The organism is Rouxiella sp. T17 (genome assembly GCF_036663475.1).
Classification (GTDB): domain Bacteria; phylum Pseudomonadota; class Gammaproteobacteria; order Enterobacterales; family Enterobacteriaceae; genus Rouxiella.
In genome coordinates, this window is the sequence record NZ_JAWUEA010000040.1 from 129,369 (window position 1) to 150,915 (window position 21,547).

The 21,547-nt window shown below is 49.6% G+C and carries 28 protein-coding genes; 21 read left to right on the forward strand and 7 right to left on the reverse strand.

Features of this window, described 5'->3' with window-relative positions:
- Positions 1–157: 157 nt before the first annotated feature.
- From SC206_RS18305 to SC206_RS18350, 10 genes are read left to right on the forward strand one after another with little or no spacing between them, the layout of a single operon-like run.
- Entirely contained in the window at positions 158–670 is a 513-nt protein-coding gene (locus tag SC206_RS18305; protein ID WP_332739462.1) for a DUF1441 family protein, read from the forward strand.
- On the forward strand, positions 670–2,805 hold the full coding sequence (locus tag SC206_RS18310; protein ID WP_332739464.1) for a phage terminase large subunit family protein: 2,136 nt from the start codon (positions 670–672) through the stop codon (positions 2,803–2,805). The genes SC206_RS18305 and SC206_RS18310 overlap by 1 nt, the downstream gene beginning before the upstream one ends.
- On the forward strand, positions 2,802–3,017 hold the full coding sequence (locus SC206_RS18315; protein WP_332739466.1) for a hypothetical protein: 216 nt from the start codon (positions 2,802–2,804) through the stop codon (positions 3,015–3,017). The genes SC206_RS18310 and SC206_RS18315 overlap by 4 nt, the downstream gene beginning before the upstream one ends.
- Positions 3,018–3,026: 9 nt before the next feature.
- On the forward strand, positions 3,027–4,559 hold the full coding sequence (locus SC206_RS18320) for a phage portal protein (RefSeq protein WP_332739468.1): 1,533 nt from the start codon (positions 3,027–3,029) through the stop codon (positions 4,557–4,559).
- Positions 4,495–6,558 carry a ClpP-like prohead protease/major capsid protein fusion protein gene (locus tag SC206_RS18325; protein ID WP_332739470.1) on the forward strand — a complete coding sequence of 688 codons (2,064 nt, stop codon included), beginning with the start codon at positions 4,495–4,497 and terminating at the stop codon, positions 6,556–6,558. The genes SC206_RS18320 and SC206_RS18325 overlap by 65 nt, the downstream gene beginning before the upstream one ends.
- 46 nt (positions 6,559–6,604) lie before the next feature.
- On the forward strand, positions 6,605–6,955 hold the full coding sequence (locus SC206_RS18330) for a DUF2190 family protein (protein ID WP_332739472.1): 351 nt from the start codon (positions 6,605–6,607) through the stop codon (positions 6,953–6,955).
- Between the two features lie 20 nt (positions 6,956–6,975).
- Positions 6,976–7,311: a head-tail joining protein gene (locus SC206_RS18335; protein WP_332739474.1), complete on the forward strand. Its 336-nt coding sequence runs from the start codon at positions 6,976–6,978 to the stop codon at positions 7,309–7,311.
- 4 nt (positions 7,312–7,315) lie between these two features.
- Positions 7,316–7,972: a hypothetical protein gene (locus SC206_RS18340; protein ID WP_332739476.1), complete on the forward strand. Its 657-nt coding sequence runs from the start codon at positions 7,316–7,318 to the stop codon at positions 7,970–7,972.
- A gap of 9 nt (positions 7,973–7,981) precedes the next feature.
- The gene (locus SC206_RS18345; RefSeq protein WP_332739478.1) at positions 7,982–8,551 is read left to right on the forward strand and encodes a hypothetical protein; all 570 of its coding nucleotides are present in this window, start codon (positions 7,982–7,984) and stop codon (positions 8,549–8,551) included.
- Positions 8,532–9,149, forward strand: coding sequence for a phage baseplate assembly protein V (locus SC206_RS18350; RefSeq protein WP_332739480.1), 618 nt, complete (start codon positions 8,532–8,534; stop codon positions 9,147–9,149). The genes SC206_RS18345 and SC206_RS18350 overlap by 20 nt, the downstream gene beginning before the upstream one ends.
- A gap of 118 nt (positions 9,150–9,267) precedes the next feature.
- Here SC206_RS18350 and SC206_RS18355 read toward each other — a convergent pair whose 3' ends face one another.
- Together SC206_RS18355 and SC206_RS18360 are read right to left on the reverse strand one after the other, a co-directional pair.
- Positions 9,268–9,876 carry a hypothetical protein gene (locus SC206_RS18355; RefSeq protein WP_332739482.1) on the reverse strand — a complete coding sequence of 203 codons (609 nt, stop codon included), beginning with the start codon at positions 9,874–9,876 and terminating at the stop codon, positions 9,268–9,270.
- Between the two features lie 170 nt (positions 9,877–10,046).
- The gene (locus SC206_RS18360) at positions 10,047–10,478 is read right to left on the reverse strand and encodes a bifunctional diaminohydroxyphosphoribosylaminopyrimidine deaminase/5-amino-6-(5-phosphoribosylamino)uracil reductase RibD (RefSeq protein WP_332739484.1); all 432 of its coding nucleotides are present in this window, start codon (positions 10,476–10,478) and stop codon (positions 10,047–10,049) included.
- Positions 10,479–10,592: 114 nt separating this feature from the next.
- Between SC206_RS18360 and SC206_RS18365 the strand changes: the two genes are divergently transcribed.
- Together SC206_RS18365 and SC206_RS18370 are read left to right on the forward strand one after the other, a co-directional pair.
- Complete coding sequence (locus SC206_RS18365; protein WP_332739486.1) at positions 10,593–12,059, forward strand: phage tail sheath C-terminal domain-containing protein; 1,467 nt, start codon at positions 10,593–10,595, stop codon at positions 12,057–12,059.
- On the forward strand, positions 12,056–12,559 hold the full coding sequence (locus SC206_RS18370; RefSeq protein ID WP_332739488.1) for a phage major tail tube protein: 504 nt from the start codon (positions 12,056–12,058) through the stop codon (positions 12,557–12,559). Before SC206_RS18365 ends, SC206_RS18370 begins: the two co-directional genes overlap by 4 nt.
- Positions 12,560–12,612: 53 nt before the next feature.
- On the opposite strand, the gene SC206_RS18375 is transcribed toward SC206_RS18370, so the two are convergent.
- The 3 genes from SC206_RS18375 to SC206_RS18385 form a co-directional block, all read right to left on the reverse strand.
- On the reverse strand, positions 12,613–12,948 hold the full coding sequence (locus tag SC206_RS18375) for a cupin domain-containing protein (protein ID WP_332739490.1): 336 nt from the start codon (positions 12,946–12,948) through the stop codon (positions 12,613–12,615).
- Positions 12,949–13,029: 81 nt separating this feature from the next.
- Positions 13,030–13,530, reverse strand: a complete 501-nt coding sequence (locus SC206_RS18380) for a hypothetical protein (protein WP_332739492.1) — start codon at positions 13,528–13,530, stop codon at positions 13,030–13,032.
- A 148-nt stretch (positions 13,531–13,678) separates the two neighbouring features.
- On the reverse strand, positions 13,679–13,936 hold the full coding sequence (locus tag SC206_RS18385) for a helix-turn-helix domain-containing protein (RefSeq protein ID WP_332739494.1): 258 nt from the start codon (positions 13,934–13,936) through the stop codon (positions 13,679–13,681).
- A gap of 133 nt (positions 13,937–14,069) precedes the next feature.
- Here SC206_RS18385 and SC206_RS18390 point away from each other — a divergent pair, with 133 nt between their 5' ends.
- The 3 genes from SC206_RS18390 to SC206_RS18400 all read left to right on the forward strand — a co-directional run bounded on the left by SC206_RS18390 (position 14,070) and on the right by SC206_RS18400 (position 15,756).
- Complete coding sequence (locus SC206_RS18390; protein ID WP_332739496.1) at positions 14,070–14,315, forward strand: helix-turn-helix domain-containing protein; 246 nt, start codon at positions 14,070–14,072, stop codon at positions 14,313–14,315.
- Between the two features lie 260 nt (positions 14,316–14,575).
- Positions 14,576–14,995 carry a hypothetical protein gene (locus SC206_RS18395; protein ID WP_332739498.1) on the forward strand — a complete coding sequence of 140 codons (420 nt, stop codon included), beginning with the start codon at positions 14,576–14,578 and terminating at the stop codon, positions 14,993–14,995.
- Complete coding sequence (locus SC206_RS18400; RefSeq protein WP_332739500.1) at positions 14,980–15,756, forward strand: hypothetical protein; 777 nt, start codon at positions 14,980–14,982, stop codon at positions 15,754–15,756. Before SC206_RS18395 ends, SC206_RS18400 begins: the two co-directional genes overlap by 16 nt.
- Positions 15,757–15,867: 111 nt before the next feature.
- Here the strand turns inward: SC206_RS18400 and SC206_RS18405 are convergent, their stop codons facing one another.
- Entirely contained in the window at positions 15,868–16,359 is a 492-nt protein-coding gene (locus SC206_RS18405; RefSeq protein ID WP_332739502.1) for a DUF1737 domain-containing protein, read from the reverse strand.
- Between the two features lie 76 nt (positions 16,360–16,435).
- Positions 16,436–17,143 (reverse strand): hypothetical protein, encoded by a 708-nt coding sequence (locus SC206_RS18410; protein WP_332739507.1) that lies wholly within the window; start codon positions 17,141–17,143, stop codon positions 16,436–16,438.
- 423 nt (positions 17,144–17,566) lie between these two features.
- On the opposite strand from SC206_RS18410, the gene SC206_RS18415 reads away from it, so the two are divergent.
- The 6 genes from SC206_RS18415 (at position 17,567) to SC206_RS18440 (ending at position 21,547) form a co-directional block, all read left to right on the forward strand.
- Complete coding sequence (locus SC206_RS18415; RefSeq protein ID WP_332739509.1) at positions 17,567–17,746, forward strand: hypothetical protein; 180 nt, start codon at positions 17,567–17,569, stop codon at positions 17,744–17,746.
- 702 nt (positions 17,747–18,448) lie between these two features.
- Positions 18,449–18,640, forward strand: a complete 192-nt coding sequence (locus tag SC206_RS18420; protein ID WP_332739511.1) for a hypothetical protein — start codon at positions 18,449–18,451, stop codon at positions 18,638–18,640.
- Between the two features lie 126 nt (positions 18,641–18,766).
- Entirely contained in the window at positions 18,767–19,066 is a 300-nt protein-coding gene (locus SC206_RS18425) for a phage tail assembly protein (RefSeq protein WP_332739512.1), read from the forward strand.
- 102 nt (positions 19,067–19,168) lie between these two features.
- Positions 19,169–20,878: a hypothetical protein gene (locus SC206_RS18430; RefSeq protein WP_332739513.1), complete on the forward strand. Its 1,710-nt coding sequence runs from the start codon at positions 19,169–19,171 to the stop codon at positions 20,876–20,878.
- The gene (locus SC206_RS18435; RefSeq protein WP_332739514.1) at positions 20,878–21,357 is read left to right on the forward strand and encodes a phage tail protein; all 480 of its coding nucleotides are present in this window, start codon (positions 20,878–20,880) and stop codon (positions 21,355–21,357) included. Before SC206_RS18430 ends, SC206_RS18435 begins: the two co-directional genes overlap by 1 nt.
- The gene (locus SC206_RS18440; protein WP_332739516.1) at positions 21,332–21,547 is read left to right on the forward strand and encodes a tail protein X; all 216 of its coding nucleotides are present in this window, start codon (positions 21,332–21,334) and stop codon (positions 21,545–21,547) included. Before SC206_RS18435 ends, SC206_RS18440 begins: the two co-directional genes overlap by 26 nt.

Below are 21,547 nucleotides of genomic sequence, written 5' to 3' on the forward strand. Positions count from 1 at the left end.
TTTGATCGCGGCAGCAGCAGGTCGCGCAACTTAATGTAAGCATTGATAAATTCCTATCTTCACCTGTTGTGATACTCCTATAGCCAGCATCTCTCCAGCCTTTAGCTTCATGATTTAACAAACAAATCCCGCAAATCACCTGTCAGCGTGAGGCGCTATGTCAACGATAAGCAATCTGGGGGACGCCTATCACTGGAGTGTGGCGAAGATTGCTGAAGCATTTGGACTAAACCGCAGCACGGTGAAAAAGCGTTTGCTGGATGCCAACACAACCATCGCCGCCACGGTGCGCGGCAATCCCGTTTACGCCCTGAAAGATATCGGCCCGATTTTGTTCGCCGCCGACCAGCCTGTCGATCCCGAACGCCAGCACGACCCATCAATGATGTCGCCCAAAGATCGCAAAGACTGGTACCAGTCCGAGAATGAAAGGGTGAAGCTTGAAGCCGCACTAAAGCAGCTGGTGCCAGCATCCGACGTGCATCGCGAGATGGCGCTGATTATGAAATCTGTCTCGCAGGTCCTCGACACTTGGCCAGATAAACTCGAGCGCGATCGCGGGTGGTTGCCGGAACAAATCGCCGAAGCCCAGCGCGCCATTGATGAGATTCGGGAAGTGATGGCCGCCGAGGTCTCTGGCGCAGAGGACGATGCTAATGAGGATTTATAGTGAATAGCCACGCGTCGGCCCGCGATATAAGACGCGATGTCTCGGCGTTGCTCAAAGCGCCGCGCCGCATGCCTGTTGCCGACGCCGTTGCCAAATACATGCGCGTGCCCGACGGTGGTGGCAGCTCCTCGGCGTGGGAGGCGTCGCTCACGCCGTATGTTATCGAGCCAATGAACTGCCTGGCATCGCGCCTTTTTGACAGTGTAATATTTGTCGGACCCGCGCGCACTGGCAAAACCATCGGGCTGATCGACGGCTGGATCGTCTACACCATCGTCTGCGATCCGTCAGATTTCCTGCTGATCCAGATGACCGAAGAGAAAGCGCGCGAGCACTCCAAAAAGCGTCTGGATAGAACCTTTCGCGTGAGCAAGGCCGTGCGCAAACGGCTTAGCCCGCACACCAACGACAACAACGTTCACGACAAAACCTTCAAGGCCGGTAACTATTTAAAAATCGGCTGGCCGTCAATCAACATTATGTCGTCGTCGGATTACAAATTTGTCGCGCTGACCGATTACGACCGCTGGCCAGATGACGTCGACGGCGAAGGGGACGGCTACTCCATCGCCTCGAAGCGCAACACGACTTTTATGTCCTCCGGCATGACGCTGGTGGAAAGCTCGCCCGGCCGCGAAATTGTCGATGCCAAGTGGCGTCCCAAATCACCTCACGAAGCGCCACCGACCACCGGCATTCTTTCACTTTATAACCTCGGCGATCGCCGCCGCTGGTATTGGCCGTGCCCGCACTGTGGCGACTATTTTCAACCGGAAATGGCCGCCATGACCGGCTATCGCGAGATAGTCGACCCGGTCAAAGCCAGCGAAGCGGCGGTGCTCGAATGCCCGCACTGCCAGCTAACCAGCCAACCGAATGAAAAACGGCGCTTAAACCAGCTCGGCGTCTGGCTAAGTGAAGGTGAAACGATAGATAAACGCGGTCATCGCAGCGGTGAACCGCGCCGGTCACGCATCGCCTCATTCTGGATGGAAGGCCCCGCCGCGGCTTATCAAACGTGGGCGCAGATGGTCTACAAACTGCTCTCCGCCGAGCAACTATTCGACACTACCGGCAGCGAACAAACCCTGCGCGCGGTAATCAATACCGATTGGGGCCGACCTTATTTGCCAAAAGCCGCTGGTGAACAGCGACGAAGCGACGAACTCATGGCCCGCGCCGAAGATTATGGCAAACGTAGGATACCGGCCGCCGTCAGATTTTTAATCGCGGCGGTCGACGTGCAAGCTGGAAAAAAACGCCGATTCGTGGTGCAGATTGTCGGTTACGGCGAAAGCGGCGAGCGGTGGTTGATTAATCGTTACAACATCCAACAATCGCTGCGACACAATGAGCACGGTGAATGCTTGCCTATTCATCCAGGCGCGTTCGCCGAAGACTGGGATCTGCTCATTTCAGACGTGCTTAATCAGTCTTACCGGCTCGCAGACGACGACTCAAAACGCATGCCCGTGATGGCGATGGCCGTCGACAGCGGCGGGGAAGACGGCGTAACCGATAACGCCTATAAATTCTGGCGGCGCTGCCGTAAAAATGGTTGTCACAAACGGGTCTATTTAGTGAAAGGCGACAGCAATCGCCGACAAAAGTCCGTTTCCAAAAGCTATCCCGATAACTCCGAACGTACCGATCGCCGCGCCGATGCCCGTGGCGACGTGCCGGTATATTTGCTGCAAACCGACACCTTCAAAGATCAGCTTAAAAACTCGCTGGACCGTGACACATATGGCCCCGGATACATTCATTATCCCAGCTGGATCGGCGAATGGTTTTACGACGAACTGACCTATGAAGAACGCGGCAGTGACGGCAAATGGCGTAAGCCCGGCAAAGGCGCAAACGAAGCAATGGACCTGTTTTGCTACATCCACGCCATCGTTTTTCTTCGCGGTTACGAGCGAATTTCATGGCATAAGCCGCCCGCATGGGCCGAAGTCCAGAGCCTCAACCCCAACATCTTTTCCGAAACTTACGACGGAGCTCTCCCCGTGGCTAACACACCATCAACCGCATCGGCTACTCCATCACAACGAAATACACCTGAGTTCGCGCCTGCCAGCGTGTCCGGCTGGCTCGACGGCGGCGGAAATGGCCGCGGCGGAGGGTGGCTATGACCTTGTCTGAAATCAGCGTAATACTCGAGCGCGTTAGGCAAGCGTATCAGGATTCGCTTAACGGCAAATCGGTCTCTTTTACCGGCATCACCGGCCGCGCGGTGACCAATCACGATCCGCTGGCGTTGCGTAAAGAGCTTGAATATTGGGAAACGCGTTATCAAAACGCTACCCAACGCGGCGGCATTCACAAACTGGCTCAATTCAAATAAGGCGCGAAAATGAACCTGATTGAAAAGAGCATCGCGATATTTTCGCCAGGCTGGGCGGCGGCACGCGCCCGACAACGTAGCCTGTTCAATGCCTATGAAGCCGCTAGCCCTTCGCGGTTGCACAAGGCCAAACAATCCATTCAATCTGCGGACAACGCCGTGTTTTCCGGCGGCGTGTCATTGCGTGAGCAGGCGCGTTGGCTTGATGAAAATCATGACATCGTGATTGGGATCCTCGACAAACTTGAGGAGCGGGTGGTCGGTGCGCGCGGGATTCAGGTCGAGCCGCAGCCGCTGACCTTTGATGGCAAGCTGCATGAAGCGTTTGCTTCAACGCTCTCGACGTGGTGGTCTGAATGGTCTATTCGTCCGGAGGTCAGCGGATTATTTACCCGCGCCGAGATGGAGCGAATGCTGCTGCGTTCGGCGCTGCGCGACGGTGAAGTGTTCGAACAGTTGGTTCGCGGGCCCGTCGCAGGTTTACAGCACGCCACCAAAATTCAGCTGTCGATAGAAATGCTTGAAGCCGATTTTGTGCCGTTTACCCAAAGCTTCACCGACAGCACGCAAATCCAGCAGGGCATCGAGGTTAACAGCTGGGGCAGGCCGATGGCCTACAACGTTTATAAGTTTCATCCGGCCAGTCTGGTGCGTAGAACGTCGGGCGTTAAGCGCGTTCCTGCTGAAAACATGCTGCATCTCGCGATGAGAAAACGCCTGCATCAGCGGCGCGGCATCAGCCTGTTGCATGGCGTAATCACTCGCCTCGGCGACATCAAAGATTATGAAGAGTCAGAACGTGTCGCCGCCCGAATCGCCGCCGCGCTGGGGTTTTACGTTAAACGAGGTGACGCGCAAAACTACAACTCTGATGACGAGAACGACGCCGACGGCAAACACCGGCTGTTTGATATCTCGCCGGGCATGATTTTCGACGGCCTAAAGCCAGGCGAAGACCTCGGGATGGTCGAATCGAATCGGCCTAACGTACATCTTTACGAGTTTCGTAACAGCCAGCTTCGCGCCGTCGCGGGCGGCACCCGCAGCAGCTACTCCAGCATCGCCCGCGATTACAATGGCACTTATTCTTCGCAGCGACAGGAGCTGGTGGAAGGCTTCGAAGGTTATGGCGTGTTGCAAAACTGGTTCGTCGGCCAACACAGCCGCCCCGTTTATCGCAGCTGGATCGACATGTTCAAACTCTCCGGCATCTCCATTCCCGCCGACGTCGACCCCGCATCGCTCTACAACGCCATCTACCTCGGGCCGGTCATGCCGTGGATTGATCCGGTGAAAGAGGCCGCCGCGTGGAAAGGCATCGTGCGCGGCGGAGCCGGTACCGAATCCGAATGGATACGCGCGCGAGGCCAATCGCCGCAGGAAATTCGGCGACAGCGCCAGCGTGAAATTGAATTTAATCGCGAGCACGGTCTGATTTTTGACTCTGACGCAGCCAACGACTCTGGAGCCAATAGCAATGAGCCAACCGACGACAATCCTCCCACTGCCCAAAACCCGCCGAAAAAGCATCAGCCTGATTAAGCCACAGGCTAGCCACTCCACAAATTTCGGTGCCGACAGCTGGTATCAAATCACCGCCGCCGCACAAACCGGCGGCGCGGTAGCGATTTACCTCCATGACCTGATTGGCGCGTGGGGCATTTCGGCGCAGCAATTTCTCGGCGATTGCCGGACTTCGGGCGTATTCGAGGCCGCCGCGATTGACCTGCATATCCACAGCGCGGGCGGCGACCTGATGGACGGCTTCGCAATTTTTAACACCCTCGGACGACTAACGGTTCCGATTAACATTTATATAGACGGAATTGCCGCCAGCATGGCCTCGGTAATTGCGTGCTTGCCGAACGCAACCGTTCACATGCCCGAGAACGCCTGGATGATGATCCACAAACCGTGGGGCGGCGTGGCCGGAGATGCCGATGAAATCCGCCATTATGCGGAATGGATGGATCGTAATGAATCGCTGCTGGTTTCAGCCTATGAAAATAAAACCGGTTTGGCGCGCGAGGAAATTGCCGCGCTGCTCAAGGCCGAAACGTGGATGAACGGCGTACAGGCGAAAGAGAAGGGCTTTGCCGACGTGATTGAACCCGCGCTGACCGCTGCCGCTTCGCTTAATACCAACAAATTAAAGGACTATAAAAATATGCCCCAGCAGATTACGGCCCTATTCGAGGCACGGGCGGCAGCACCAGAAATGCCCGCGCCCACCGCGCCGACGCAAAATATTGATATCAACGCGCTGGCGACACAGCTTCAACAGCAGATGCATGCTGCCAACGTCGAGCGTGTCGACAAAATCAGCGCTGTGTTCACTGCATTTCCGCAGTTCGACGTTTTAAAATCCGAGTGTATCGCCGATGTCACTTGTACTGACGCCGGCGCGCAGGAGAAATTACTCAAAGCGTTGGCCGCAGGCACCACCCCGACCGCCGGATACAACGCACACATTTTTGCCGGTAACGGCAATCTGGTTGGCGATTCAATCCGCGCTTCGGTAATGAGCCGCGCCGGTTACGCCGAAGCTGAAAAAGATAACGCTTACAGCGGCTACACCTTGCGCGAGCTGGCCCGCGCGTCGCTTCTCGATCGCGGCATCAGCCTCAGCGGACAGGCTTCGCCGATGGCGATGGTCGGGCTGGCGTTCACCCATTCCCGTTCGGATTTCGGCAGCATTCTGATGGACGTCGCCCATAAAGCCGCGCTGCTCGGCTGGGATGAAGCAGAAGAGACCTTTGACCGCTGGACCCGAAAAGGCACGCTGACCGATTTCAAAACCTCGCACCGCGTCGGGCTCAATTCAATCGCCGCGCTGCGTCAGGTGCGGGAAGGGGCGGAATACAAATACATTACCGTCGGCGACAAGGCGGAAGAAATCGCGCTGGCGACCTACGGCGAACTGTTCTCGATAACCCGCCAGACCATAATCAATGACGACCTGCATATGCTGACTCGCATTCCGATGAGCATGGGCAGCGCAGCGCGCGCGACGGTCGGCGACTTGGTTTACGCCGTGCTAACCAGCAACGGCAAGATGAAGGATGGCAAGACGTTGTTCTGCGCCGAGCATAAAAATCAGGTGGCTGCCGCACTGGATATCGAGGGGTTAGATCTCGGCCGCCGCACGATGCTGTTGCAGGAGTCCAACGGCCGAAAATTGAATATCCGACCGGCGTTTATGCTGGTTCCCGTGGCGCTGGAATCGCGCGCCAATCAGCTGATTAAATCCACCAGCGTGCCGGGCGTCGATGCCAACAGCGGCATAATCAATCCGATTCAAAATTTCGCGACGGTGATTGCCGAAGCGCGGCTCGACGCGGCAAACAATAAAGAGTGGTATCTCGCGGCAGCGCAGGGACGCGATACGCTCGAAGTCGCCTATCTCGACGGCGTCGACGCGCCATATCTCGAACAACAGCAGGGATTCACCATTGACGGAGCCGCGTTCAAGGTCCGTATCGATGCAGGCGTCGCACCCCTCGATCATCGCGGTTTAATTAAATCTACGGGTAATAAGTAGGACATTGACGGCTTCGGCCGTCCTTTTGCATTTTCAGGAGCGGATCATGGCTAAAAATTATCATCAGGATGGGCGTACCCTCAACTGGCATAACGGCGGGGATAAAACACTGTTCTCCGGACAGCCTGTGATTGTCGGCAGTATCCTCGGCGTGGCCTGTAGCGATATTTTGGCCGGTGAAGAGGGCGTGCTGTTTATGACCGGCGTGTTTGAATTGCCAAAGGTCCCAACAGAGGCATGGAAAGTCGGCACCTCCTTGTTCTTTAATTTTACAGGAAAGTTAACGGCGTTATCGAAAGAGGGCACGGACAAACCGGTATGGTTCGCTCGTGCCGGATCTGCATGGTCAGCGCAAATTGCCGGCGACGCGAATGCCAGCGTCAGGTTGGGATTCTGATGAGCCGCTTCTCGGAAAGAATGAAAGCAATCGATCGTCAGGTCGATGAAGAGTTTGTCGAGTTTGAACCGATAACGTTATTGATTGGTTCTGAAGTACGAATAACCGCGGGTATTTTTGAAGAGGTGGCCGAGCCGGTTAAGTTGCCAAGCGGCGGCGAAATCGAGCATAGCGGACCTGTGCTCAGCCTCTCCACACAGGATATTCAAGGCTTGAAAAAGCAACATCAGGTTTTGTTCGGCGGTGAAAGCTGGTGGGTGAAGCATATCGGCATCAATGAAATAGGCCGGGCGCGGATCTACTTAGCCAAGGGCAAACCCAATGAAGCCGCGCCTAGCTTAAAAAATTGGAGCTAATGCTATGTCCGGTCGCCAAAGCCGATTACATCGTGATTTACCGGTCGATCTCGACCTTGAAGCGATGCTGAAAATCAGCGAAATCCTCAAGGCCACGCAACAGCAATATTTAAGTGCTTATGGTCGAGCATTGAATCGCACGGCGGCAACGTTGCGAAAACGGGCAATGGCCGATATCAAATCGGGTCTGGCCCCGCGGAATCTGACGCTGGTGCGTAAGCGCCTGCTGTCATTTCGGTTACAGCGCGGCGCGACCATGGACGAGGGCAAAATCTGGTTCGGACTTAATGCAGTCAAACTCAAGGATCTTAAAGGCCGTGTGCGAGGACGTATCCGCCCGCGCCATGAGATGCGTTCGGTTATCACCGGCCGTTATATTGCAGGTGGCAAAAGAATCACCGAAGCCGGATTTGATCCGCAGGGCAAACTCCTTACTTCCCGTAGCTTTCTGAATGGTGAAGTCGGCCGAACGCGTAGCGGCAGACGAACCGTGCTAATTCGTAATCTTCAAACCCGTCGAACCACGGAAGCTGAAATTGATATCTACGAGCCGATGCTCAACGTCATTGAAGACAATGCTTTTGCCGATGTCGGAGAGGTTTTTCTACATCATTTTGAAGTTGATTTACGCGGCCGCGTTCAGGCCAATATCAAGCTTTAGGGAGCTATCATGGCCGAACCTTTATTGCTCGCTGCCTATCATGATGCGGTGCTGTCATCGTTGAGAAAATTGTCGTGGGTTAAAGATGCCGAGACTTATCCCGAAAACGTCACGCCGCTGACCACGCCAGCGGTTTATTTTTCGCTTGAAGGGTGGGAGCCGGGTGCAACTTGTGATGGCCAGCTTAACGTTGTGTTGAACGCTTCTTTATATATGGTGATTGACCGTTCAAGCGCCACGGAGAAAAAGCCTGATATTTACGCGCGCGCGGCAGCGGCCGACGTCAGCCAGTGGATTGAAGGACAGCAGTTTGGTTTGACACACATCGAGCCGGCGATTTTCACCGGCGCGGCGGAAGACAATTTCGACCCACGTTTAGACGCCTATCTTGTCTGGCGAGTCAGCTACCAACAATCCGTAGCCTTTGGCCCTGACCCCTTTGCGGTTACTGCCGCGCCATTGAGCAAAGCATTATTAAGCCGCGCGCCACAGGTTGGCGAGCAGCACGTGGGGGATTATCGATTGATTTATCAAACAGATTGCTGCGAGGAAGAAGATAATGGAACAGCTGGTCGGTGAGTTACAGCGGCGGCTGGCGAATATGGTTCGCCGTGGTGTGATCCATTCCGTTAGACACGCAGGTATTCCTAAATGCCGCGTTACCATTAGCGAAATCACTACCGGCTGGCTGCCAATTTGTCAGGGATTTTCAGGCGCAAACCGCTCTAACTCCAATCCCTGCGCAATCGGCGATGCCGTGACAGTGATTTCCGAGGGTGGCGATTTAAATAATGGCCGCGTATTTCCTGGCTGGAACACCGGACAAAAGCCCGCCCCAACAGGCAACGACTCTGAACATATCACTCAGTTTTCCGACGGGACCGAAATTCGCTACGACCGCGAAGCGCATGCGTTAACTATCAGTTTGGCGCAGGATGGAACTTATAAAATCATCGGAAAAGGCACGTTAGAGGGCCCGGTCGAAATCACTGAAACCCTGACCGTACAAGGGAAAACGCAGCTTAATAACGATGCTGCCATTAAAGGGAAAATAGGCGCCAGCGGCGATATTTCCGATGGTAAAAGCTCAATGGCTGAGCTCCGTAAAGTGTACAACGCCCATAATCACCGGGGAGACAGTGGCGGAACAACTGACAAACCGAATCAACCTATGTAATTGAACCAAATTTATGAACAAAGCGAGCACAGTTAATGGTCATAAATAGAGATTGGTTAAGTTATTAAAGCAGTATGAAACAATAGATACAAAAAAGCCGCTCATGGCGGCTTTAGTTTTAAGCAGCAACTTGTGCATGCTTTTTAGCATCCTCGGCGACAAGAATTACACCGTGCTTAGTTTGATCTGGATGGATGCTCCAAATCTCAGCTTCAGGAATGCTGACCCCATTGTAGCTAACCCTAGTTCCATCATAAGGATAAAATTTACCTTCCTCAGTATCTAGAACAAAAACAGTTAGTTTAGTGGATGACTGTGCAATTTTCTGCCATAACGCTTTACCACCAGCATAATGAGTATTATCACTCATTAGGATAATCCCAGCGTTAAGTACGAGAGATTCGTAAAGCACAGTCGCTAAGCCCACACCTTGTACAGCCTTAGCAACTACAACGCCTTCAACTTGAAGCGCATCTGTATTCTGCCAGAAATCACGAACGCTAAAGATATTCTCGCACTGATCACGACGTACTAACTCAAGCGATGCAACAATTTCATGGCGAGCCTGACCCCCAAAGTCCGAAAGGTCGGCTTTGATGATGGCTGCTACAGGTGCATTTTCGTCGTAAACAACAAGATATACAGCCCCTCGAACATTCAATTCGTTGATAACTTTAAATCGACGCTCAATCGTTGAGGGACTATAAGATTGTGGCATGACAATCATGTTCGACTCCTCGTTTATCAGTACTGGCACAAATGCCTCCATGACACAGTAATAACGTCCTGTAATGGTCAAATATTACCACATACTGCCGCAATGAATCAAAAATGAACAATTAGGCGTTAAGATGGCACCTTAACCGTTTAAAACATTTCTTCAAATCGTAATTTTTCTTAATCACATGATTTAATGAGATACGGTGTCAGCCACGCGCTGACAGATTCCGCTAGCAGACCAACTTCTACGTTGATTCCAGCGTTTTCAAGAATGCAGATCCCGGCTCCCTGATTTCTTGGGTCTGTATCGAGCATGCCGACAAACACGGTTTTGGGCATCCTTTTCACCATTTCTTTGGCACACGATGGCGTTCTGCCGGTAAAAGAGCAGGGTTCCAAGGTGACATAAACGTCGCACTCGCTGAGATCGCCAGTAAAACGGGATAACGCATCGGCTTCTGCATGATGTCCGCCTGGCTTACGGGTAAATCCTTCAGACACAATCTCACCCTTTCGAACGATGACACATCCCACTGGTGGATTAGGAAGGCAGTCTGGCAGTGCTTGCTCGGAGATTTTCAGGGCTTGAAGCATGAATTTGTTATTCATTTAATACGGGTCTCAATGAATGGATCACGTCGAGATTCTAATTCCTACTGACACACCAATGTAACCCGCTTCGGCGGGTTTTTTTGTTTAAGGCGCAATATCAAAGGAGCCACAATGTCTGAATTACACGGTGTTGAAACCATCGAAATTATTGCCGGCACGGTGGCGGTGAGCACCATCGCGACTGCCGTGATCGGGCTGGTGGGTACTGCGCCAAACGCCTCGAAAGGGACCGTCGCAATCGGAACGTTTAGCACACCACTACTGCAAAATCAGCTCTTGATGAAAGCCAAGCAGCCCGGACGGCAGGGTAACACGTTAAAAATTACCGCTGTACTAGCGAAGCCGGATGTAAAAGTACCAGCAGCGATGCCGACCATTGCTGCTTATAAGGAGGGCACGTTGACCATCACGCTCGGATGCGACGCCGCGGGGAAAGCGGTTGCGACCGCTGCGCAGGTTTACGGGGCAGTTAACGCTCTGGCAAATAGTGAAATCCAGATGGAAAAAACCATAGCCAGCGGATTAGTTACGCCGTTTAATCTCACGCTAAAAGGCGGAGAAGATGAACCTTTTCCATTGAATACGCCGGTTGCTCTTGTTGGCACGACGTTGATGAAAAAACTAGGCGGTGGCGGTTCACTGCCGCAGGCGCTGGCGGATATCAACGATCAGCGCACCGCCTTAACTATCGTTGTACGCGTGGCCACCGATGCTGACACGGGCAAGCAGCGGGCGGCGTTATTGGAAGGAATGCAACGTTGGTCGCACGCTAAGGCACTGACCGGCTATCACCCGCGCGTACTGATTGCGACAGGGTTTAGCGAAGACGACGTTATCGGCAAGGCGCTGGAAACGGCGGCCAATAAGCTGCGCGCGGTGGCCTATGTCGATTGTGCGTCGATGGCGACGGCGGCGGAAGTGGTTCTCCGTCGGCAAAATTACGGTGCGCGCGTCGAGTTGCTACGATCTCGAGTCTGTGTCGCCAACGCCGCAGGCGAACTGGTTTATCTGCCGTACTCCGCGCGCGCAGCAGGCCTACGCGCGCGTATCGACATTGAAAGAGGCTGGTGGTGGAGCAAATCCAATCAGGACATTTTCAATATTATCGGCGTCGAGCAGGTCGATGAATTCATCCTCGGCGAGCCGAACTGTCAGGCCAATCTGCTGAATATGGAAAACATCAGCACTATCATTCGTCGCGATGGATTCAAACATTGGGGCAACCGGCTTTGTACTGCCGATCCGCAATGGCGATTCGAATCGGTGCGACGCACTGCGGATGTTATCGAAGACAGCATTCAAGAAACTGTGATGCTTTATAACGACCGGCCGCTGGATAAGCAAAATGCGGACGACATCATCGGCACAATTAACGCCTATATCCGGCAGCTCGTTGGGCTAAAAGCCATCTTTGGTGGCCGCGCCTGGCTGGACGAAGAGTTGAACACCGCCGAGTCGCTGGCCTCGGGCGTGATTTATATCAATTACGATTTCGGACCCAAATCGCCGACCGAGCGCATTTCGCTGCGGGTCCGGGTCAACAATGATTATGCTGTCGAGGAGCTTGCAATCGCATGATGAAAAATACTTTACGAGTCTGGACATTCTTCACCGAGCGCGGCCGCGTCGCTGGCGCGCACGAATACACCCCGCCTGAACTTAGCATTCTAAAAACCGACCTCCGCACCGGCGCACAGGATGCTCCGACCCCGTTGGATGACGGAATGGAGGCGTTAAGCTGTCAGATAAAATTCTATGGGATCGACACGGACGTGCTGGCCAGCTTTGGTTTTATCAGCGGACGCCGCCCGCGATTTACCGCCTACGAGGGCTATTTGAGCAACGGGCTGGCGCTGGGCACGCGCGAAGAAATCGAAGGATTTGTGCAGAAAGTCTCGCGGGATCCGCGCGGCAGTCAGGGGCAATCCGAGAACGCCGTAACGGTCGATATCGCCATCAGCTATTACAAGCAAAGTCTTGAGGGCGTTGAGCTATTCGAAATTGATACCGAACGATTTATCCGCCGCGTCAACGGCGTAAATCAGCTGGGCATGCTGGCGACGAAAGTGCGGCTGTGAGGTGAAGATATAGAATATATTTGTTTGGCTGCAACGCTCGCCAGCAGACGTCATTAAATATCAGTGCGGTCACCGCGGCTCGTTGGATGAGAGAAAACCAGAAATTCGACATCAGCATTTGAGTCATTGCGTGCTTGGTGTTTTGCTTCTGGTGGAATCTCTATGCCGTTTTGTTCTGAAATGATGTGGGTGTCCCCTCTCAACTCCATTGTGAGCGACCCTTTAAGGACAAAGAAAAACTGCCGCGATAGGGTGTGATAATGGCGCTTTTCTTTAGTACCTGCTGGCATCCTTTCATGGATAATACTCATATCCTGTCTTTTAACCAGATGCCATCCGTCACAGTTATCACCCCATACATAATGCTCAGCGTTGTCCTTAGAGATCACTTTTTCATCCTGTTTTAGCGGGTATTTTTATTTGTTATAACGCTAAGAACTTGTGATTGGCAAGCGGGGAAAGTTAAAGATTTAGTCGATATTCCATTCGGCCCGGTTTGCAATATCAGCGCGTAAAAGACTCTTACGGATTAGCCGCTTCACATCAGCGCTTAAATTTTCCCAATGAATAAGCTTGATACCTAAAGTTTCATAGGTAGCCCCACTGCGCGCCAAAAGGTAATTTTCTGATACCGTTGTTATGTTGATGGATGAAAGTTCGACGATCCGCCTTTCGAAAGCTTCAAAATTCCAATTATCTGTTTTACGCATCTCGGCAATCATCTTGGTAATGCTGGTTTTACTTTTGAGATGATGCTCGCGAACAACTTTATGCCCTTGATATACACCTTGCATCTCTTCAATGGCAGTTACGGCGGCTTCAGAAACATCACCTGTAAAAACGGTATGCGCCTTTAACGTTCGAGAAAATACTTGGGTCAACATGCTGCGCATATCGCGGTTGGTCACCTGAGGTTTAGCCTGAATGCAAAGCTGTATCAATTCGAAAACGTCTTTTAAACTCATGCTCATGTGATGGCCCAATGGATAAAAAAATACGTTATATTCTAGGTAGATAAATGCTGTTTGATTCTTAATCCTTTCTGAGTTGAGCCTTTCCATTTAATTTATAATGTGTTGAGTTAACTATATTTTTTTAGATGGTAGGTACGGAGGCATTCTAATTATCGCCACTCGCTCGGGCTTTGCGGTTTCTAAGAACGCCTTCTTTATCGAAATATCGGCTTGGCCATATTGCTGACGGATGAACGCTTAGCCGATTAGCTATCAGCCATTCGCCTTTCGGCCAGGGACGTGTCAGTGCATTGGCTAGCGTCGAAGAACTTAGCCCGTGCTGCCGTGATAACGCCGCTAAGGTAGTTTCAGCTTTATGTAGCGCGGCAATGATATCTGCGTGATGCCAGTTTTCCTTTTCCATTTGTTATCCTTATGCAGTTGTATAGAGATACATGCTCAAGTTCTTTTGAAAGCTATTAATATCCTATTTTGGGATATTTGCTTTAATGGAAGATATTCGATTTTAGGATATTTTTCAATGGGACCTTAGGCTTATGGCATCCGTTTACTCAGAAGATTATCAATCTGTGATCAGCATGCTGAAAAACGCGCGCAAGGAACGCGGTATTACCCAGACTCAACTTTCAGAGGCTTTTGGCAGACCGCAATCTTTCATCGCGAAAGTTGAAAATGGTGAAAGAAGGCTGGATATCGTTGAGTTTTTGCATTTGGCGCGGTTGCTAAACTTTGAACCTGCAGCAGTGATAGATAAAATTTACCGGAAGTACCAGCCGCTTTGATTTTGAGGGGGGAAGGTGATCGTTCTTCTCCCAATTACGCCACACACAGGGTGATCAACTGAAAGATGCCAATTAATCCTTATTTTCAATAGGGAATGGGTCAACGATTGATTGAATTTTAGCCTGATTTGACGTAGATTTACTAGACAAGTGACATATTGTCACAGCGGTTTTATCGCTACGCATTATCGTAGCTTCTAAATCCTCCCTTCAAGGAGGTTGCCGAATACATCCTATAAAGATGCGGCTAAGGTGAAAATATGCTCGACTATCATGATAATACTCGTTCAATGCAGACTATTCGCACTAATACTGCAGTTATCGATAGCTTTCCTTTAAATATTCATAATATTGAAGATGCTGTCGAAGTTCGTCGCATGTTGAGTCGGGAATCAGCCAACCGCCAACACTTTATTGTGACTTTGAAGAGTGATGTAGATCGCGCAGAAAAAATATCAAATTCAACTTCGCTTATAAAACCTTTAACTGAAGTGGTAGTAAGAGGGACGATAACTTCTTTTATCTTTAATGTTGCAGAACAGCACCCTGATTTAATAAGTTTTAATGATGATATTTCTTCCAAAATTAAACGTTCAGTAGAGTCTTTTATGAAAACATTCGGTAAGATGGATAACAATGATCCATCACTGAAGTTGGTCAATACATGGTGCCGTCTCTAATTGGTCAAGATAATAGATTCTTTCCTGAAATTGAAGATTATGAAAAAGACTTAAATAAGATGCCAAGAGCCACCAAGTTGGTGGTCTTAAATATATTTTACTTTACCTCCAATGACTTTAGCCTTTATCGTTTTACGGAATATCAGCTTATTGAATCCAATTATCCTTACTGCATAATAGGTGAGCATTTAAAGTCCATAGACCCTATAGCTGAAGAATACGAAATCAAACGCTTAAAAAGATTGGGTTGGGATCCCTTAGAAATTGGTTATGAACTTAGTCAAACGGGTCTATATGGATTGAATCCGTCTAAAACCGTATTTAGGGCTTCTTATATTGATTTCAATCTTATCGATAAGTTTGGCCACGCCGCACAAGGTAAACAAATTAGAGGCGTATTTACCCATACTGATTTCACTGGTTCCGGAGTGGCGAGCATCGCTTATAGTTATTTGGTAGAAAAATATGTCTACCTTGCATGCGACAATTTGCAGACTATTAAAGGTGCAACCCTCTGGGCAAACAGTATGCGTAAACGCGGCTTAGTTGAAATTTATGATACTACCGAGAATAAATTTATAGAAGAACTTGGTGAAGATGCCTGTGGCGTAAATGGTTTTATTCCATGGGACATAGGCAGAATGGCTGCTTATCGATTAAATGAATGGGGTACAAGGAAATTGAACCCCATCCCTTTTGCTTGTAAGCATATTGTCAATATTGTTACTGAAAGGCCCTTGAAAAACCTCAAAGATTCTTAAGTTGAAAAGCAAAATTAAAAATGGTTTATTGAATTACAATTCATCAAGTTATACCTCCCGATTGACTTGCTGTAATTTTTGCATCGGGAAGTATTTATTCACTTAAAGATTTTACAATTTCCTATCCTGCCAGATGACAGCTTGTGCCGCAATAACGGTCTTTTTTTCTGAATCGTAGGTCAGTGCCGGATTGCCATATAAAACATACCCAGCCTTGAGCGCCTCAGAAACACGGCGACAAAAAGTCGAATCATCGGGTCCAGTCAGTAATCGATAACCTGGCATTTCATCAGAGCTGACAATTTGCTTTGAGTTTATGTGTTCCACGGCCGCTAACAAATAGGACGAATTGAACGTTATGTCCTGATAAGTTGCAGGCGCAGAACTACCTGTTTCCGTAAGTAATTTATGAAACTCTATCAACTCACTTTCACTAAGATTACGCTTATTACCTTTAGAGTTTTCAATAAACAGTCGGCCGTTTTCACTGTAAATAGTAAAGGGTTGCTTTCGCGCGGCAGTCACCAGCTCAACCGGCTTAACAAAGTGGCTTAGCAGTGTACTAAGAAATTTATCTGATGACAGTCCTTTGATTGAATTCATATTTACCTCTGAAATAAAGTGGTTTTCTAAATGAATATGCGGCTTAGTTTTTGAATATTACGGTGCTGCTTTATGCCTATTTATTTTCATAACCTTTAACTAGCGAAAGAGCTTCTTTAACGTATGATTCTTCCGGTTTGAATCTCGACATATGACGTAAGCAGATAACAGGTATCTTTTTGCCGTTGATTGTTGCCATAAAGCCAAAGGTTGTGTGGTAACCCTTTGGGTGGGAATATTTTAGTGTAGATATATCACCAAAATGTTTGAGTAGCAGGCTAGCCGCAGAGAGAGAATGAAGGCTGTTGCTGTAAGCGACAATTACCTCCGGACTACATAAAGGTATCGTTACATGCTCAAAAAAACCCATTGAATTCTCAATCACATCAGTAATCGTTTGATTAAACTCTAAGGCTTCTTTCTTTAATGATGCAGCATTATTGGAGCACATCATTAGCGCATTGGTGTAAATCACATCTTGCCAGTCATAACCTAGCCACGACGGAACTTGTTGTAATCGTCTAGCGAGATGTGTGATACCCCATGAACCCTCTGTACCACTTTGAACGTTTGAGACATACGGGGAAGAATGGTCGTTAATGACAGATTTGGCGTTAGTCATTTTTGAATCTACAGATGAGCCATTAAAACCCATCATGACCAAACGCTTTCTCGTAGGTGCGGCCGCCATAACGTCAAATGCTGTATCGTATGGACGCCCAGGCAAATCGCTTAAGTTAAATCTTGCAAGACCGTCTAATATAAACTGCTTTGTATTTTCCATAATCACCCAGATGAATTGTTAGAATTATTAATCGTTAATTATTATTTGATTATGCATGCTCTTATAAAATGCAGTTAGTCCTAAAAGCGATCTATTGATGATTTATTGCGTACTCCGCTATTTCAATTGCTGTATAGTTATTGAGCTGCGAAAAACCCGCAGCCGGAATTAGCATTCTGATAAAACGGCAGAGTCTGATAACATATTATCAGGCTTTGTTTGAGCTCATCTCAATGGTGGCTCAGGCGGTGGCCTCGAAAGGGGCGCCGGGTTCTGTCGTGACCGGTATGCTAACTCCGTCTGAGCTACCACCCATGAGTTTAGCATCTCATTTGGTAGTATCGAATCATTCACGTCAGGAATGCCAAATGCTTAATATCGTAAATTACCCCCCGTTCGTTCGTACACATCCGGCGGTGCGCCATGATTGATGCGACCCCACTGTCGACTGAAGACGTCGTCCAACATTGCCGCGCATTATCTCAGGCTATTATTGAAAGTAACTCTCTTGTAGTTAAAGAATCTTTAAACTTTGTACTTGCAGAAAAAATAGAATGGCTATCATTAAATCTTGACGAAAATTTTATACTGGAAAAAACATAACCACGTTAAGTTAATATTTTTTTAAATTTAACGAAGAAAATACGGTCAGTTTGGCCGTATTCAATCAATTTTGAGTAAAATTAAAATGGAACCTTTAAACGCTGTTTCCCCTAATGCTCATAAAGGAAAGAAGTCTAAATTTGGGCGTATACCGGTTGTGGCGCAAAAAACCAGACATGCTCTCTCAGTCAAGAATTTTAAGCACCGAAAGAAAGATTATGAAGAAAGTTATGATGAAGTAGAATAATATAAAAAAAACTTAAAATTGATATGAGCATGTTCAATTGTGATTCACCCATTTCGCATTTATTATTATTTATCAAACTAAAATCTGCAATTAGTCCTAAAAGTATCATTATGCTAATATAGTGCGAACTTGAAATCATCGGGTAGTGTATTATTTTTGTGTAGTGATGAATGTCGCTGCCGGAATTGGCGTTCTGAATATCTCTAACGGAATTCAAATACACGCTTAGGATGTATTTGAAGGCTCAAGCACATCTGTATCAATGGTGGCTCGGGCGGGGCTTCTGAAAAGAGGGCCGGGATCCGTTGGGGCCGGTACGCCAACTCCGTTCGGGCTACCACCAAGGGCTGGCGTCTCTGGGGTAGCTAATTACAAACCCAACGGAGGCAATAAAATGCCTAATATTCTCCTTCATATTTACCCCCCGTTCGTTCGTACACATCCGGCGGTGCGTCATGATTGATGCTATCCCGCTAACAATTGAAGATGTTGTCGTACATTGCCGAGCGCTCTCTCAGTCAATTATCGAAGTTGAATCCCCAGCAACTAAAGAGTCTTTAAACTTTATCCTCTTAGAAAAACTGGAGTGGTTATCAATAAAACTCGATGAAGCTGGAATTATGGAAAACGATTATTCGGTCCAGTAAGCGCTGAAATGTTGATTCTTATATTCAGATCAAACATTAATTTAAAGTAATTAAACCGCTCTGTGTTAATTCAAATCGGTTTTAATCAACGGCCCAATTCGGGCCGTTTTTTTATGGAGAAAAATCATGAAATATCCCGGCACTTCGGAAACTATCACCCTTTATAGTCCATTGATTCTCGAAAATGGCAGTGAGTTGACCACAATTACCATGCGCGAGCCGTTGGTGCGCGACCGACTGGTGTATGCCAAAGATCGCGGCAACGAAGAAGAGAAAGAAACGCGCATGCTGGCGCTGCTTTGCGATATCAACGATGAGGACATGCAGTCGCTGACAATGGCCGATCAGATCCAGCTGCAGGAGACCTTCAACCGTTTTATGTTACCGCCCGCGAAGCGTCAGAAGTCGAGATCCAGCGCTGCTTGAGGCTGCTTGGCCGCAGGCTACATTTCTCGATGGCCGATTATCTGGACATGCCATTCGGCGCATTTAATGAATTTTTATGGCAGGAAGCCGAGGCGGTAAATCGTGGGCGGAATTAGCCAACATCTCAAAGCAACCATCACCTTTGGCGGCAAGCTGACCAGCAGTTGGTCCCAATCTACGGCGGCGATCAAAAAGAATCTTAAAACCATTGAGCAGCAGTCGCAGAAACTTACCAAACAGCAGAAACAGTTGGCGGAGCAAATCAAGAAAGCCAAGCTGGCGGGGAAGGATATCTCCTCCCTGAAACGCGATTACAGCAATGTGACCAAGGAGATTAAGAAGGCGAGCGCGGCGCAGTCAGGATTTAACCGCGATTTACAACAGGTCGAACGCGTGCAGGGCATTAAAGGGATGGCTGGAGGCATTATGGCCAAAGCTTTTAGCGCCGCAACGTCAGCGTTTTCCGGCAGCATCAACATAAGCGGCGGCGGTAGCGGACTGGTGTCGGCGGCGATCGGCGCGCTAGTTTCACCTATTGCGTTAAATGCCAAAACTACCGAAAAAGCAGGCAAGGCGCGCAGTTATGGCGTCGGCGTTGAAACCTACAACGCCTGGGATTCGCTGGGCAAGCAGTTCGGGCTAGACGGCGATCATTTCGGCGACCTGTTCGAAGAATACCTGCACAAATCCGGGGAGTACAAACAGACTGGCAAACAAGGTTCGCTGCAAGAGGCATTTGAAACGCTGGGTTTTGGCGCAGGTGCGCTGGCGGGTCTCAGCGATATTCAGCAGTTCGATAAAATTATTGAGCGCGCGTTGTCCCTGAAAGACGAATCCAAAAGCTCGTTCGCACTGGACTCACTGTTCGGTGGCGAGTCCAGCAAGGTGCTGATGTTAATTAAACGTTCCGGTCAAAGCTATCAAGATTTAATTAACGAGCAAAAGCGTTACAACCTCGTTACCCAGCAGGGCGCAGATGGAGCAAAACGGGGTAATCTCGCGGTGAATAATCTCACCACGGTGTTGTCTTCCAGTGCCGAAGAAATCGCCGGCGCGCTGGGTAATGAGCTGGCACCGCAGATCCAGCTGGTGGCTACCGAAATGGCCGCGTGGTTCAAAAATGGCGGCATCAGTTCAATCGTTCGCGCACTACATGATGACTGGTATCCCCAAATTATTTCATTCGGCAACGGGCTGATTTATGTCGGCAAAATAGCCTTTGCGTTAGCTAAAAAACTTTCGTGGTTGCTGCCAAACGATAGAGAAAATAAAAAGAGCATTTTACAAAATCTGGCAATGGGGGGGTCGGTTGATATAGCACGCCTACTAGCGGATAAACGCGGGTTAAAAGAGTGGTTCGCGGAGAAGGTCGATAAGCCGGAGGTGATTCGAGATCTGCGTAATCAATGGGCAGCGGGCGAAGATAAAGCAGGGTTTTGGAAATCCCATTTTATGCCCGATGCACTCCAAAAAAGATTAACTCAAGGCCTGCTTGAAGAAATTGATGGCAAAGCGGGTGAGTCTTTTTCTTTTGATTTTGATACAGAGGTCACGAGGCAGCGCAAAAAGCTTAACGAAGACGAGCCAACCGTTGGCCAATGGCCCTCGCTGATGCAAAGGGTTTCGGAAATTGAAAGCGGTAAAAACGCAATGCGAGTTGAAGACAATCGCCATCAGGCGCTGAACATCAACATCTCTACGCAGCCTGGACAGGATGCTCATCAGCTCGCCGACACGGTCATCAACGAAGCCCGTCGCGCCGATATTTTTAATGGTAACAACGCACTTTATGACGTGGGGAGCAACTGGTAATGGCCATCATCAGTCAGGTTGTCGGCATGTTCGAACAACAAAACTTTGCCAACAGAAGGCGCGCTGCCGCCGACGATCCGCCGCAGGTCATGCTGATGCTGGGGAGTTTTGAATTTTCCGTCGATACGGCCGCTTATAGTCAGCTAATCCGTGAGGCCAGTTGGCGATGGAGCGCGCAGGAGCGAATAGGGGAGCAGGCGCTGCTGCAATATACGGGCAAAGATCCGCGAAGCGTCAAACTTACCGGCGAGACTCACGCCTTGTTTCGCAAGGGGTTAACCGCGCTTGATGACCTCTTCATATTGGCCGACAAGGCCGAGCCGCAGCAGCTGGTTAGCGGTTTCGGCGACGTACTGGGTTGGTGGGTTATCACTGAATATTCAGATACTACGACCTCCTTTCTGCCAGGCGGCGTGCCGCGCCATAAATCCTTCAACCTGACGCTAAAAAATTATGCCGACGAACTATCTAACCCGTGAGGGCGACGTGCTCGACGCCGTCTGCTTTCACCATTATGGCAACGCGAATCTGGGACAAACGTTGCTGGCCGTCCTCGAAGCCAATCGCGGTCTGGCCGATCTTAATGCCGTTTATCCGGCTGGCATTTCAATTTATCTGCCCGATCTCACGCCGCCCGTTACCTATTCATCGACCCCTCTCTGGGATTAA

Coding starts and splice junctions, on each gene's coding strand:
- SC206_RS18345 (WP_332739478.1), top strand. CDS start 7,982: ATGGCCGAACCTTTATTGCTCGCTGCCTATCATGATGCGGTGCTGTCA.
- SC206_RS18320 (WP_332739468.1), top strand. CDS start 3,027: ATGAACCTGATTGAAAAGAGCATCGCGATATTTTCGCCAGGCTGGGCG.
- SC206_RS18435 (WP_332739514.1), top strand. CDS start 20,878: ATGGCCATCATCAGTCAGGTTGTCGGCATGTTCGAACAACAAAACTTT.
- SC206_RS18390 (WP_332739496.1), top strand. CDS start 14,070: ATGGCATCCGTTTACTCAGAAGATTATCAATCTGTGATCAGCATGCTG.
- SC206_RS18380 (WP_332739492.1), bottom strand. CDS start 13,530: ATGAGCATGAGTTTAAAAGACGTTTTCGAATTGATACAGCTTTGCATT.
- SC206_RS18395 (WP_332739498.1), top strand. CDS start 14,576: ATGCTCGACTATCATGATAATACTCGTTCAATGCAGACTATTCGCACT.
- SC206_RS18355 (WP_332739482.1), bottom strand. CDS start 9,876: ATGATTGTCATGCCACAATCTTATAGTCCCTCAACGATTGAGCGTCGA.
- SC206_RS18370 (WP_332739488.1), top strand. CDS start 12,056: ATGATGAAAAATACTTTACGAGTCTGGACATTCTTCACCGAGCGCGGC.
- SC206_RS18330 (WP_332739472.1), top strand. CDS start 6,605: ATGGCTAAAAATTATCATCAGGATGGGCGTACCCTCAACTGGCATAAC.
- SC206_RS18325 (WP_332739470.1), top strand. CDS start 4,495: ATGAGCCAACCGACGACAATCCTCCCACTGCCCAAAACCCGCCGAAAA.
- SC206_RS18340 (WP_332739476.1), top strand. CDS start 7,316: ATGTCCGGTCGCCAAAGCCGATTACATCGTGATTTACCGGTCGATCTC.
- SC206_RS18360 (WP_332739484.1), bottom strand. CDS start 10,478: ATGAATAACAAATTCATGCTTCAAGCCCTGAAAATCTCCGAGCAAGCA.
- SC206_RS18415 (WP_332739509.1), top strand. CDS start 17,567: ATGATTGATGCGACCCCACTGTCGACTGAAGACGTCGTCCAACATTGC.
- SC206_RS18410 (WP_332739507.1), bottom strand. CDS start 17,143: ATGGAAAATACAAAGCAGTTTATATTAGACGGTCTTGCAAGATTTAAC.
- SC206_RS18365 (WP_332739486.1), top strand. CDS start 10,593: ATGTCTGAATTACACGGTGTTGAAACCATCGAAATTATTGCCGGCACG.
- SC206_RS18350 (WP_332739480.1), top strand. CDS start 8,532: ATGGAACAGCTGGTCGGTGAGTTACAGCGGCGGCTGGCGAATATGGTT.
- SC206_RS18335 (WP_332739474.1), top strand. CDS start 6,976: ATGAAAGCAATCGATCGTCAGGTCGATGAAGAGTTTGTCGAGTTTGAA.
- SC206_RS18305 (WP_332739462.1), top strand. CDS start 158: ATGTCAACGATAAGCAATCTGGGGGACGCCTATCACTGGAGTGTGGCG.
- SC206_RS18425 (WP_332739512.1), top strand. CDS start 18,767: ATGAAATATCCCGGCACTTCGGAAACTATCACCCTTTATAGTCCATTG.
- SC206_RS18420 (WP_332739511.1), top strand. CDS start 18,449: ATGATTGATGCTATCCCGCTAACAATTGAAGATGTTGTCGTACATTGC.
- SC206_RS18405 (WP_332739502.1), bottom strand. CDS start 16,359: ATGAATTCAATCAAAGGACTGTCATCAGATAAATTTCTTAGTACACTG.
- SC206_RS18400 (WP_332739500.1), top strand. CDS start 14,980: ATGGTGCCGTCTCTAATTGGTCAAGATAATAGATTCTTTCCTGAAATT.
- SC206_RS18385 (WP_332739494.1), bottom strand. CDS start 13,936: ATGGAAAAGGAAAACTGGCATCACGCAGATATCATTGCCGCGCTACAT.
- SC206_RS18440 (WP_332739516.1), top strand. CDS start 21,332: ATGCCGACGAACTATCTAACCCGTGAGGGCGACGTGCTCGACGCCGTC.
- SC206_RS18315 (WP_332739466.1), top strand. CDS start 2,802: ATGACCTTGTCTGAAATCAGCGTAATACTCGAGCGCGTTAGGCAAGCG.